Annotated in this window: 11 protein-coding genes; 3 read left to right on the top strand and 8 right to left on the bottom strand. The window is 39.2% G+C overall.

The annotated features are described in order from the left end of the window. Positions 1 to 57: 57 nt before the first annotated feature. Positions 58 to 1,386 (bottom strand): HEPN domain-containing protein, encoded by a 1,329-nt coding sequence (locus BuS5_RS19305; protein WP_027355072.1) that lies wholly within the window; start codon positions 1,384 to 1,386, stop codon positions 58 to 60. Positions 1,387 to 1,755: 369 nt separating this feature from the next. Beyond that, on the bottom strand, positions 1,756 to 4,872 hold the full coding sequence (locus BuS5_RS19300) for a tetratricopeptide repeat protein (RefSeq protein WP_027355054.1): 3,117 nt from the start codon (positions 4,870 to 4,872) through the stop codon (positions 1,756 to 1,758). 649 nt (positions 4,873 to 5,521) lie between these two features. On the opposite strand from BuS5_RS19300, the gene BuS5_RS19295 reads away from it, so the two are divergent. After that, positions 5,522 to 5,668 carry a hypothetical protein gene (locus BuS5_RS19295; RefSeq protein ID WP_274427893.1) on the top strand — a complete coding sequence of 49 codons (147 nt, stop codon included), beginning with the start codon at positions 5,522 to 5,524 and terminating at the stop codon, positions 5,666 to 5,668. A 237-nt stretch (positions 5,669 to 5,905) separates the two neighbouring features. On the opposite strand, the gene BuS5_RS19290 is transcribed toward BuS5_RS19295, so the two are convergent. Continuing rightward, positions 5,906 to 6,592: a tetratricopeptide repeat protein gene (locus BuS5_RS19290; protein WP_051375243.1), complete on the bottom strand. Its 687-nt coding sequence runs from the start codon at positions 6,590 to 6,592 to the stop codon at positions 5,906 to 5,908. A 47-nt stretch (positions 6,593 to 6,639) separates the two neighbouring features. Between BuS5_RS19290 and BuS5_RS19285 the strand changes: the two genes are divergently transcribed. After that, a complete protein-coding gene (locus BuS5_RS19285; protein ID WP_274427897.1) occupies positions 6,640 to 7,413 on the top strand; it encodes an IS110 family transposase in 774 nt (257 codons plus the stop codon). Between the two features lie 79 nt (positions 7,414 to 7,492). Here the strand turns inward: BuS5_RS19285 and tnpC are convergent, their stop codons facing one another. From tnpC to BuS5_RS19265, 4 genes are read right to left on the bottom strand one after another with little or no spacing between them, the layout of a single operon-like run. Beyond that, positions 7,493 to 9,052 carry an IS66 family transposase gene (gene tnpC, locus BuS5_RS19280; RefSeq protein ID WP_274427632.1) on the bottom strand — a complete coding sequence of 520 codons (1,560 nt, stop codon included), beginning with the start codon at positions 9,050 to 9,052 and terminating at the stop codon, positions 7,493 to 7,495. Beyond that, positions 9,049 to 9,921, bottom strand: a complete 873-nt coding sequence (locus BuS5_RS19275; RefSeq protein WP_274427633.1) for a DUF4338 domain-containing protein — start codon at positions 9,919 to 9,921, stop codon at positions 9,049 to 9,051. Before BuS5_RS19275 ends, tnpC begins: the two co-directional genes overlap by 4 nt. A gap of 53 nt (positions 9,922 to 9,974) precedes the next feature. Next, the gene (gene tnpB / locus BuS5_RS19270; RefSeq protein ID WP_274427634.1) at positions 9,975 to 10,337 is read right to left on the bottom strand and encodes an IS66 family insertion sequence element accessory protein TnpB; all 363 of its coding nucleotides are present in this window, start codon (positions 10,335 to 10,337) and stop codon (positions 9,975 to 9,977) included. After that, complete coding sequence (locus BuS5_RS19265) at positions 10,334 to 10,720, bottom strand: hypothetical protein (protein WP_274427635.1); 387 nt, start codon at positions 10,718 to 10,720, stop codon at positions 10,334 to 10,336. The genes tnpB and BuS5_RS19265 overlap by 4 nt, the downstream gene beginning before the upstream one ends. A 123-nt stretch (positions 10,721 to 10,843) precedes the next feature. Between BuS5_RS19265 and BuS5_RS19260 the strand changes: the two genes are divergently transcribed. After that, complete coding sequence (locus tag BuS5_RS19260; protein ID WP_274427896.1) at positions 10,844 to 11,242, top strand: transposase; 399 nt, start codon at positions 10,844 to 10,846, stop codon at positions 11,240 to 11,242. Between the two features lie 21 nt (positions 11,243 to 11,263). Here BuS5_RS19260 and BuS5_RS19255 read toward each other — a convergent pair whose 3' ends face one another. Continuing rightward, on the bottom strand, positions 11,264 to 12,676 hold the full coding sequence (locus BuS5_RS19255) for a transposase (RefSeq protein ID WP_274427895.1): 1,413 nt from the start codon (positions 12,674 to 12,676) through the stop codon (positions 11,264 to 11,266). Between the last annotated feature and the right edge of the window lie 517 nt (positions 12,677 to 13,193).

Here is a 13,193-nt window from a genome sequence, read left to right as displayed (position 1 = left end):
TGCACGAAAATTCGCCGACGAGTTGCGGGTCAAGTGAATTGATTTGTTAACTGCTGTTTAATCTATTGATGTAAATTTGTTTTGATAGTCTTCACTTACTTCTCTTGAAACACCTAACTTCTCAAGGATATACGAAATAATTATAACATGAAGGTATTGTTCAATATGCACTAACTCCCTTAACGATAGAACTGGTAATAGTCTTTTTGGCCTGCCTACATGTGCTATTTCATTCCTTAATTCAGAAATATTTTTACCAATTGTATCTGAGTTGATTTTCTCAAATATCCTTCGCAGACCAGATTTAACTTTTTCTGAGCCATAAGAATTTATTGGATATTCATACTTTTCGTTTCGATCAATATTTTGGCTATAACTTATTGATTCTAACTGTGTTGCATAGAGCACAATTTCACCGTGAACAGTGTGTTCATCTCTGAACCCTGTTTCGTGCTGGATGCTTGAAATGATTGTTGAATAATCTTTATGGGTTAAAAGCCAATTTTCTAATATCGTGGGAAGGTTTATGGTGTTTTGAGTGATTGGCATATGAAAATGAGATCTATCCTCGGTGGCTATTTCTATAGTCCTGTGCTCTAACACCATTGAAGGGTATACCTGAACTACAAACTGACGTTCTTGATCCCCATAATTCCTGAAAATATTAATACTTTCCGGGTAAACAGGGCTGTAAATTAACAAAGCAAATAAATTGGCTATTTGATAAATGTAATCTCCGACCTCATGGATGGTACCACCATCGCTTATTTTTAAACGGACGTTATACCCGATATCTTTTTTAAGCATAAAGAATGAGTTGGGATATTTGCCTTGTATTTGATCAAATGAATTCTTTAAATCTTCTAATGCAGATTTGTCTATGCTGTAAATTTGCGAGGTAATATCTTTCCCAAAGTGACCAAAGCTTGCGGTGTTTCCAACTTCAATTTTTCCATATGAGGTTTCTAGACTAAAAATTGGCTCTTCTGAATATTTAACGAGATCCTTGTAGCCTTTTGGAAAGAAGAATTCTTGAAGATTAGTTAAATTAAAATATAGATTACTGTGCTTATCATCTATATTTATGAAGTCTCCAACCACTAAATATTGAAATCCGTTTTTCCCTTTTCGTGTTGTTAAGCCATGGTGAAAACTAACTCCAGAATGTACTGGCTTGAATTTTCCGACCAGCGTGCATTTTTGTCCGTTATCTAATATTCCAAAAAGGACAGGCGACTCATCAGGGACATCATGACCAGTGATAGCGTATTCAAGTATAACGCCACTTTCTGCGGAATAAGTTACTTTTCCAGGAAAGCGTTTTTCGTATTGATCTGGGATAAAGAATTCCCCGATCCAGTTTTTTGATTTAAACAATTCAGACATGTTGGTCTATAGGTGCCTTTAATGATGTTGGCAGTTAACGCCGGCTGTTGAGCCGCGAGAATCGCAGGCACTGAATGAAAAAGGCGGTTTTTTTTCATTCAGTGTCGAGAATCGCAGTCGGCTCGAACGCCCTTGATAGGTGGAGCGTGAGCGGAACCTGTCAAGGACGTTCGAGGAACTCGACAGCCGGCGATAAGTTGACCGTGTGCGTAGCGTAGCGGAGCTCACGGTCAACTTATCGCCAAACATCACCCGCCGCCAACCAGCCAAGGAAAGACTTGGCCGTAGTAAACAACTTTGAACTACCGCCAAAAATCGGCAGGGTTAAGCGGTCGGTGTGAATGTAATTGTTGGGCTATCTATTTGTATTTAATCATCATAATCTTCATCTAAGTCGTATTCAATCGGTTTGCGATACTCATAATCGTTTTCTATATTACTAAGTCTTTCCTTCAGATGCGTTGCATAGTCATACTCACCAGTCTCATTTAAGAACCTAGAGTAAAAAGTCAGGGTGTATTTATGGTAAGGATACTCATTTACGACCTCTTCAAATAAATCTCTCGCCAAATCATGCTCATCTTGACGCCAATGCATATATGCTAATGATGATTTTATAGATGGATCGTCAGGCCTATTATATGAAGCTTTTTCAAAATACTCTTTTGCATCATCAAAATAGTTGTAACGTGCTTTTATGTGACCCCAATCTCTATACAGCCACCATACTTGCTGACCAATTTTTCTTGCCACCTCAATAGCATCTTCAAAAGCTTTATCACAACTTTGCCATTGCCCCAACCTAGCGTTGCACCGACCAATATAAGCGAGTACCTCAATGTCATCTGGTACAATTGTATGTAATAATCTATATAGTTCAAAAGCTTTGCTGTATTGCTTTAATTCTCTATATAATTTTCTTGCTGTAGGCTTTATCTCTTCAACAATTAATATCTTTAATTCCCTGGCCTTATTTATTTGTTCTGAAAGGGATAGATGGTGCACAAATTCAGCAACAATGCTTGGGTTTTTCCTTATAAGGCCTATTCCGTGTTCGTATTTGTGCTGATAATAATTTGCGGCCACAGAATGAAGTCTGCTGCTGTTTTCATTTTTTATGGTAGCGACAAAATACCGCCTAACGGCCTCATTCATTTCCAAATATTTGCCATCATAATTTAAAATGCATCTTGCAGATAATTCATTAATCGTTTTTTCAAATTTTGATTCTGACACATTTTTGAGTAAGTTTAATTCGACAGGACTCCTAAATATAGATAAAAGTTGTAAACATTTTTTTTCATCTTCAGAGAGAGAGACATGTTTGAGTAATTCAGTAGCCACATAGCCACTAACTTCATTCAAATTTATTATACTTGAAAGCTCAATAAATTCTTTGTCTTTAATAGCATCAACAACAATTTTAGCTGACAAAGGATGCCCCTTTACTAAATCAAGTAAATCTTGAGGAGGTTCAGGTATTGACTCATCTTTAATCAGGTTGCAGCGACGCATATGAAATTCAATTATTCTTCGTATGTAAATATCATTCATTCTTTTTAGTGGTAAATGAGCGACACATGATCGGTTTACCCACTTCCAAGGCAGCCACTGACTGCTGACAATAAACAATCTACCTCCAATATATTGTTTACAGTTTGCTGCTTCTTCTATCATGATTGACAATTGATTGTGGTCACGAGCTGTACCTGATCTTAGAATGTCATGAAGATCATCAATCACTAAAGCTCTTTTAGATTTTTTATAAAATTTTTGAAATATTTTTTTGACAATTTGACGAAAAACCTTGCCTGTTGTGGTCGAAAGGCTGTCAATGTCAATACTTATACCAACTAAATAACCAATCTCAGCAATAAGCCTTGGTGCTCTTGCTTCTTTTGAAATATAGATTCTTAATAGTTCCCAATCCCCGAATTGTTTTTTGAACATCCAATTAATAAAAGAACTTTTTCCCATGCCAATGGCACCCGTCACAACAATCACTTTATTGTCCTGATTGCCCAAAAAATTACGAATTTTGTCGATATCAGAGCCTCGATTTTGGAAAGATTCAATTGTGTCTGATTCTCCGGAAAACTCTTGTTGAACAATATGTAATGATGGCAAAGCAGATGCTGTAGGGCAGTCATCAGGTACAACAGGTAAATTTTTACTATTGTTTCTGAGACCTTTTAGACATGAAAATAAATCGTCAGCTAAATTATCAGGGATTTTTTTTATCAGCTTAGAAAGGATGTCAATAGTTTTATTTACTCTATCTGCCCATAGAAAAATCGTATTTTCTATATCTTTATTGATGAGGACATGTGAAATAGACTTTTCAATAGTGTCAATTCTACCATCGTATAAAGGTATAATACTATGCCTGAGATACTTTAGATTTTGTCCTACCATATCAGGAAGTTTTGTAAAATTCTCTGATAAAAAAAGATCCATCCACTCTATAGCAGATTCTATGTTTGATGATTCGAGCCATTCAATGGTATCATTTTTTAAAGTATTGAGATCAGTTAACCATTCACTTTCTTTTTCATAAATTATTGGAAATGGAAAAGGGTGATAACAATTTGGCATATTATTCAATGAGCCTTTTTTGGCATAAAAGCAATTTTGATCAATGGTCAATTCGAGTATTGCTTCTGTTTTCGGTGGCAACTTATCATAAAAGTGAGGGTGACCCTTTAAGTATATGCCCCATGATTCTGGAATATTATAAAATGATCCACCAAATGCAGCTGTATTGACATAGCAAAATAATGTCTCACTGGAGGCAATATGATTTGCTATAGATTTAAATAAAGATGTAGATGGTGACTCTGAAGGGCAAATTATAATATTAGGTTGTTGTTTCTTGTCTGATATAACTTTACCGATAACATCTGTATGGAGACTGTCAATACAAGGAATAACAGAAATTGATATTTGTTCCCCTTTGCATTCAATTTGAAAAGATTTTGATTCTTTCTCAGGTGTAATTAAGTTCGGTTCCCATTTCGATTTTTTTATCTTTTTTGCAAGATAAACTGTCCCATCTGGACAAATGATTGGGCTACATGCGCACCCGACGAAATTAGAATCTTCATAAATTTGCAAATCACGGTATATCGATTCTACATTAGAACCAGCAGGAACTCGATGAGTTCCTGCAACAATAATCATCGAATATTCTACTGCTACTCTTCGCAATTCCAATAGAACTTGAGGGGGAACTGAATATTCTGGAAAAACAAGGAGATGACATTTATTTACACCTGACCAATTTGCTATATCCAATAATTTATAGCGAATATGCTGAAGATATATGCTTTTGGATTCAACGAGGTACTCTTGTATTTCATCAATTGAGCGTAATTTCCCGAGAGGGGTATCCTTTTCGTTAAAGGCAATAGGCTCTTCTAAATAATCAATTGGAGGATCGTAATAGGAAGTATTGTAATAAATTTGTGCAAGATGAATTTTAATCATTATTACTCCTTTATTGACTATTGACGATGTCTATTTTTTTGCCATTTAGTTTGCCATTTAGCCCAACGCCGGCTGTTGAGCCGCGAGAATCGCAGGCACTGAATGAAAAAGGCGGTTTTTTTTCATTCAGTGTCGAGAATCGCAGTCGGCTCGAACGCCCTTGATAGGTGGAGCGTGAGCGGAACCTGTCAAGGACGTTCGAGGAACTCGACAGCCGGCGATAAGTTGACCGTGTGCGTAGCGCAGCGGAGCTCACGGTCCACTTATCGATGAACTCACCGGCCGCCAACATGCGGGACAAGACCTTCCGCAAACGACAACATTTATGCGGAAGACAACATTTCAAAAAAAAGCACCGCTGTTGACGGTCGGGTGTAGTGTTTTGTTGTAAACCCCTACCGGATACGACGACCTGCTTTTTGTAAAGCAGCCGGATTTGAGAAAGCGTAATTAAACGCTTGCAAATAATGCAAAGTTGGCGAACACACCGCTGTTTGCCGGCGCTTGCAGCATAACCAGTTAAAACAATAAGCAACGCCTTGAGAAATAGTCACAGAAAGCGGAACGAGATGCAACCGAATGCTGGAATAATGACAATAAAAACATCGGTTGCCAAAGAGAAAACCGCTGTTTGCGGCATTCTGCAACAATGTTTGTTGATGCGATGCTGACTTTACCAAAAAAGCCGCAAAAAGCAAGGCGAGATGTCGCCGAGTACCGAAACAGTGAAACCTGTAAAATGCTTGCCGAAGCTGACGTTCAAAAAAGTAACAAGAAACGCCAGCAAAAACGATAACCGGCAGATACCGGCAACGGTTGTTAGCAAAACAGACAGTGAAAAATAAAACTCAAAATTAAGCCTGCGATAAGGTTTACAACGTTTGCATGAGGGGCTGGGAAAAGCTTGCTGCAGCCTTGGAAATAATCAAAAAGATGACTTTTTGACGGCCTGCGCAAAAGCAAAAAAGTCGCCCGCTTTTCCCAGTCCCTCTCTATGCCATTGTTATGTGCTGTAATGATCTGGAATTATTGACTATTTGCAGTACCCCTTAGCTCTTGCGATACCATAATTCCGGCAATTGCCCAATTCACATGCCCGTTTCCAATCGGTGCAAGCTTTTTGTACATTTTTAAATATCGACATATACACAGTACCATGACTAACGTAAGCATAAACTTCATCAGGATTGATCTCTATAGCTTTACTAAAATCAGATATGGCACTTTTATAAAGACCTTGTTTGACTTTGACTGTTCCTCTGTTTACATATGCTTCAGCAAACATTTGGTTGATCTCAATGGCCTTGCTAAAATCTGAATGTGCCTGGTCGTATTGTTCAAGGGCATAATGAACAAGCCCCTTTGCATTATAAGCGGTATAAAATTTCGGTTCTAAGGCTGCGATTCTGTCAAAATCGGATATAGCCTTATCTGATTCATTAATTTCTTTATAGCAAATCCCCCGTTTATAATAGGCTAATGGATCGTTTGAATTTATATGAATAGCTTGTGTGTAGTCAGTTATAGCGCGGGCATAATTTTTTTGCTTTAAATATACATTCCCTCGACTTTTATAAGCATTCGCGCATTTTGGTTTTATTTTTATGGCTTTGTTAAAGTTTAATAGGGCTTTATATAGCTCTCCTTTTTCTTTATAACCAGCATGCCCTGTCGGGCACAACAAAGAATGAAACAGTTGCATTTTAGTGATAAAGGTCATAACTATTCAATTTTTTTTTATCACCATATAAATTCAAAAGGATAATTATGACCAAGCCAATAGATAGCACATTTATTCAGATTATTCACCCTGTTTGTTGCGGATTAGATGTTCATAAAGACAAAATTTCCGCCTGTCTCATTACTCTTGATGAAAATGGTCAAGAACAATATGAACTTAGAGAGTTTACAGCATTTACCAAAGATCTGTTGGAAATGAAAAAATGGTTGATTGAAAATGATTGCCCCATATTAGCAATGGAGAGCACAGGTGTTTACTGGCGCCCTGTTCATAATGTTGTTGAAGGAGTCATGGAAGTCATTCTTGTAAACGCCCGACATATAAAAAATGTTCCAGGACGTAAAACAGATATAAGTGATAGCAAATGGCTTGCAGGACTTCTGCGTCACGGATTATTGCGAGGTAGTTTTATTCCTCCGGAAAAGATACGAGAGTGGCGAGAATTAACCCGTCTGAGAAAAACATATACGGAATCTCTTGCAGACTACAAAAGGCGAATTCATAAAATATTCATCACCGCTAATATAAAAATTGATTCTGTTGTTTCTGATTTGTTCGGTTTGACAGGCCTTAATCTCATTGGTTTGTTGTGTGGTGATGCTGAGTTAACAATTGAAAATGTTCAAAAATGTACAAAGGGAACTCTTACAAAAAAGGCTTCAGAACTTTTTGATAGTCTTCAAGGCTTTTTCAAAGAGCACCATCGCTTCCAGCTAATTGGAATGATGGAGACTATTAGCACATTTGAAAAACGTGTCCTTTCGGCAAGCGTGCATAGCGCAAAAAAAAATTTAGCGTAGGTAAGCAGTCAGCAGTTAGGTGCCTGTTTTTTGCAGGCACCCGGCTGATCAATCAGGATGGAAATATTAAAAAGTGATTTTATGCTTCAGGATTGTCCGGTTCAATCAGTGCGGATTTATAATTCCACGGCATCCATTTATCTGGGGATTCTGACAACTCAGAGGCATGTTCCAGCAGTGCTGTCAGGTAATCAAAAGGATTGGTACCGGATAAATTACAGGTATGAATCAGACTCATGAACAGATCACCTACCATGGCACCATGCTCAGTTTTATAAAACAGAGCATTCTTGCGATGCAGAACGACCTTTTTCAAAGCCTGTTCGCAAATATTGTTGTCCAAAGGTACACCTGGTTCCCTGAGAAAAAGGGTCAACGCCTCCCAATGTTTGAGCATGTAGCCAATAGCCTGGCCCAGCCCGCTGTTGGGCTCCACCAAATGTTGGTCTATTTGTTTGTGAAACCAGGTGTTGAGCTTTTTCATCAGCGGACCGCTGTTGTCCTGATGAAACCGTAGCCGTTCTTCAGCTTCCATGTTCTGTTCTTTGGTAATCTTATCATTTTTATATACCTCTGCGAGGATTTCGAGTACATAACTGCACTCTTCCGGGAAGCTTTGCAGTACGTCAACAAACTGTCTTCGTCCATGTGTAAGACAATTTGCCAGCAGAGTTTCGAATTCTTTGGGAACATTTCTGGACAGAGCATCACACATCTGAATGGGTGGGCTCAGACCAATACGACGCTTAAGTAAATCCATCAAGTTTTCTCCGGCATGCTGACGGCCGGTAAAAAACAGTGCAATTTTATGATCATCGGTTTTTGACAGTATACCCGTGGTAAATATACCTTTACGTTCCGGGTTATTTTCTTTGTTTTCCTTCATCAGGGACAAAACCTTCATAGTGGTGTCATCATTATGAATGATATCGCCCTGAGCGCCCTGACGGATAAATTCCTGATAAATCGGAGTAAGTTCCATTGCCATTTGATCGACAATCTCGAACTGTGTCGATGCAGGCAATGGTATGCCAAGACTTTGCTGAAGATCTTTAAGTCTGTTAAATGGCATACCGGTACCATATTTCAAAAGAGCAATCATGGCCTTGGCTTTTGCATCATATTTGTCTTCACCCACATTTTCAGGTGTCGATGCGGTGAAAATTGCTCCACAGAGATTACAGCGTAAACGCTGCATTTCATAGACAGTTCCACTTAATGGAGCGTTTCCGGTGATGCGTATGATTCGCTGCGGCTCCTTTAATTCATATACCTTGCCCTTTAAACATTCAGGGCAGTTGTCTCCAGGTTTAAGAGTATCATGGAAGACTCTGACTTTTTTTGCCCCGGTATAATTTTTAGCAGGTTTGCGGCCATGACCTTTTTTAGCTTTAACAGAATTCTTCTTTTTTGGGTGAGCCTTTGTTTTTCCAGTTTTTTCGGTAGTTGCACCAAACAGCATGCGCAACAGCCGTCGTATGGAGGCGGCTTTATTGTCCACACACTGACTTAAAAGGTAGATAGTGTCAGCCATAGCCTTGATGAGTTCATAGTCCTCAGGTGGCAACAGTTCTTTAACACGCTTTAAAAGAGCATCTAACTGCTTGACGTCCAGGTCTATACGTTCCGGGGTCTTCACTGTGTGTCCCCCCGTAAAAGGCTGCGAAAATTTTTGGCTAATGGATATCCCCAAACAGCCTTTATAGATCGGTTCGGTTTAAATGTCTGATCATTTTTACCCCTGCCGGTGGTGTCTCCAAGATACTTCCAGTTCGCAGCCTTGTAACAGGTACCGGCAAAACGGGTTTTGTCCACAAAAGTTTCAAGGTACCAGATGGGATGATTGTAGATTTTACGCCAATCCAGGGCCAAGATTTTTATCATGTGACCAAGAAGATGGGAGGCCAGATGTGGTACGCGCACCCATGGTAGAATTAAAAATCGTGTATTATACGCCAAAAGGTGCAGATTTTTTTTACGCGTCTTCGCATCCCAGCCGATAAACCTGTCCCTGCAGCCTATATGCCTCGCTGCAGAAGACCAGGCAAAACATGCTATTGGCCGCCCATCAGTATAAACGATGTATTTCAGCTGTTCGCCCACTGGATGGCAGTAACCCAGATAATGGTAATACTCGATCAGGCTGTTGAACATTTTTTCATGCGGGCTTCTGCGTACCTGGCAAAATTCAAGCGGCCGTATTTTGGCTAATTTTGTTTCCAGTAAAGTTTGATTGATCTGAATTTTTTTAGGTTTTCTACGTTCTACAAATGGATTATGGGGATTACATTTTTTGTCCGGCAGACGTATGAATCCTGCACGGTGCAGTTCTAACATCATACCCCGACAGACCATATCACGCAATGCCCCATTGGCCTGGACCCAATTCCAGGCTATGCACAGTTTTCTGGAAAGCGCCCGGCGGCTGGCATCCGGATTTTGAGCAATAAGCTCCTTGATAAAAATAATATCTTTGTCAGTAACGACTCTGCCTCTATACGTAAACATGGGCATCAAATATCACATTTTTTACTGGAACGTAAGTCATTAAATATTTTTTTTTATTTTTTTACAGGAATTGGCCGCCACAATGGTGCAACATGAGCCTTTACAGGATTACCGTTCCAGATCAGAAGCTGCAGTTCATGAACGGCCAGAGGCCTGACCGCCTCACCGGATTTGTTTGGCCACCAGTTGAAACGTCCCTTAGACAGCCTTTTCTGACACATCCAGAATCCTTGGCCATCATACATAATGATCTTTATGGCAGTTGCCTTTTTATTACGAAAAATAAAAACATACCCTGAAAATGGATCGGAGCGCAGCACCTGCCGACAAACAGCATTTAGACCGTCGATACCTTTTCTGAAATCCACCGGGTCTATGGCCAGCAGGATACGCATTTGCGGAGTTATCTGAATCATGGCTGACTCCAAAACTGTTGGGTTATATTGATCAAGTCAGAACTGTCCGCAATTTGCATTGTCATCCTGGCACCGTTCTGATGTTGCATCTCGATAATGCCCTTGAAAGGCAAAGGGGCTTGGGCTACATCAAGTTCGATGAAAGATGCCGTCGGCACGGACGGATTTGGTGATATATTCTGGACGTAATGCTTTAGCTTGGTATGGTTGAGGCTCAAGGCTTTTGATATACGGTGCAGAGAATAGGCAGGGTATAACGAGGCAGCGGCTTCCCATAATGCTTCCGGAATGGCTTTACCTCTATCCCGGCTGTTACGCCATTGTTTAAATTTTTCCCGTACTTCATCCAGACTGTACTCGCCTGAAGGCTGCATAAGATTCATCGGTCATCCTCCTTATATAATATTACGTGATTTGAATGACCGATACTACCTTATTTGAATTTGTTTTTCATGCACGCTTGCCGAAAGGACACTGAAAAACGTATAGATGAAATAAATGAGAGATTGGATTTACTTACAAAAGAACATCAGAGTTTATTGGATCGATTAGATGCAATTCCAGGAATAAATAAAAAATCAGCTCAAGCTATTTTAAGCGAAATTGGTGTTACACTGGATGAATTCATCTGCATGTCAGCTTTTGTGTCTTGGGCTGGCTTATGCCCTGGGAATAATGAAAGCGCAGGAAAGCGTAAAAATGGTAGAAATGGTGTCAGAAATCATCCTTTGAAAACCATTTTAGTCCAAGTCGCATGGGCGGCGATAAAGACCAAGGGCTCCTACTACAAGGCCAAATACTATAAACTGAAAGCGAGACGTGGTGCAAAAAAGGCCATAGTGGCCATAGCGCATAAGATTGGAAAGGCAGTTTTTAACATTATAACTCGATGTTCAAGTTTTTGATGATGAACTTGCCAAAAGCACTTAGCAAGGACAATATTTACGTGATAGAGAAGGTGTTGGCCCCAATCTACCTATAGTTCTTCCGCTCATATGTTTTCCCGATGGCATAAGTCGGAAAACTTTTTTGATAACTTGGCCCATTTCTTTAAGTTTTTCACCGGGATCTTGTTGTTGCAGCAAAGATTTGACACATTCCATCAAAACATCCATTTGAGTTTTTCTTTGCAGACTTCCCACGGTAAACACGGGAGTTTTGTTCTCTATGCAGGCCTCCTGCTCAGGGTGAAGGAGGAGGCAATGGTCTAGCAACAGACTCAAGATCAGGCCTCGGCTTGATCCTTCTTCGTCATATTGTTTGGCCTCTTGTCCCCATCCTTCATAAAGCTTCCAGTCTTCAAAAAAAACCTCTACAAGCCATCTCAAAGAATATGCTTGAATAATGTCAACTGTGCGCCAACTCACATCAGTGGCAGCTAAGTAACGGTATTCATCTTCCCCTTCATATTTAAGAGCTATCACAAAAAGCACATTGCCATCGTGTGCATCAACCTTAAGGCGGGCACTGCTCACTGTTGCATTGACTTTTTCACCGCCTCGCACACGAATGGTGCAATTTACACCTTTGTTAATCATGTTGAAATAATCCGTAATTGTCTTTTTTTTACCTTTGTATCGTATATTTTGATTTGACTTTAATTGGCTGATAATTTGCACTCCTCCCAAAATATTAGAGGCTCCATTCATAAATTCTTTTGAACCGTATAAAGCGTCAGCCAATACACATTTAACAGTAATTTTAGGATAATATTTTTTAAAATTCTCAAGTAAGAGCAGGGCTAATTGAATTTTTTTCGGATACTCAGGGTTAAATGCTGGTTTGACAGGACGCTTACTCTTCGGGAGTCCCTTTTTTTTCAATCTCTCTTCTTCTTTTTTCCAGGCACTAACAACTGGATCAGGCATGTAAAACTTAAAACCAATAGGTACGGTTATAGAGTCTGTGACCAAAAGAAGCAAAACAACTGTTTGCCCATTAACATAACCTCCGCTTGCTTTGTGTTTTTGCTTATGAGCCTTGTATATTCGCTTTGTATTCTTAGAACGGGCACGATCAGACTCATCAAAAACAATTACACCATTTGTGATACCATATTTTTTCAAAATACGCCTGACGCTTCCAACAAGTAAATTGTCCCATGAAATCTTACCCTTACGAAACATCCAAGATAGAGCTGCTAATTTATAATTGCCCAGACTCGCCCGTTCAAATTTTGCCCAACATACAGCATTTACCATTAATATACCGGTAAGACAAAAGCTTAGCCATGCTTTCTGGGTAAATGTTAATCCCGCACCAGGTTTGTATTGCTCCAGGCTATTGTTGAGATCTTCAATGTACTGTTTGATAAATGGTGCAGATTCAGTTAATAGCATTATGAATGGACTCTTTCAAAATTATTAATATTTTTCAATGGCCGTGATTATACTCTCAAGCTTAAAATTTAGCTAATCATAAAAACTTGATCATCGAGTATAAAATATGGAGACACCTATCGAGATCTTGGCGAAGATTATCTAATAGCTCCAAACAAACAAAAAGTGTTGAGAAATTTAAACAAAAGAGCCAAAGAAATGGGACTTAAACTGGTTCCTTGTGAAATTTAATTTTGCCATAAGCAATTTATAAAATCGTTTGAGTGGATTACAGTAATCTGATTTGCTTTGAATTGGAAAATGAAGTCGAGAGTACAACTGAAGCCTTTGAGCGCGAATATAACATGACTGGTCGGCCTTTTGCACAACTAACTGTTAGTCCTTCAGAGAAGGAACTACGCATATAAAACTTTTTTGATATAGGCCGACATTTCTAAATTCATTGAAAAGCTGATTACCGCAATCTTATTATTAACCAAGGAACTGATTTTATTTTATACAACATTGATAACTTACT

The sequence above is a fragment of the Desulfosarcina sp. BuS5 genome, from assembly GCF_028752835.1.
Classification (GTDB): Bacteria; Desulfobacterota; Desulfobacteria; order Desulfobacterales; family BuS5; genus BuS5.
This window is presented reverse-complemented; position numbering and strand designations above follow the sequence as displayed.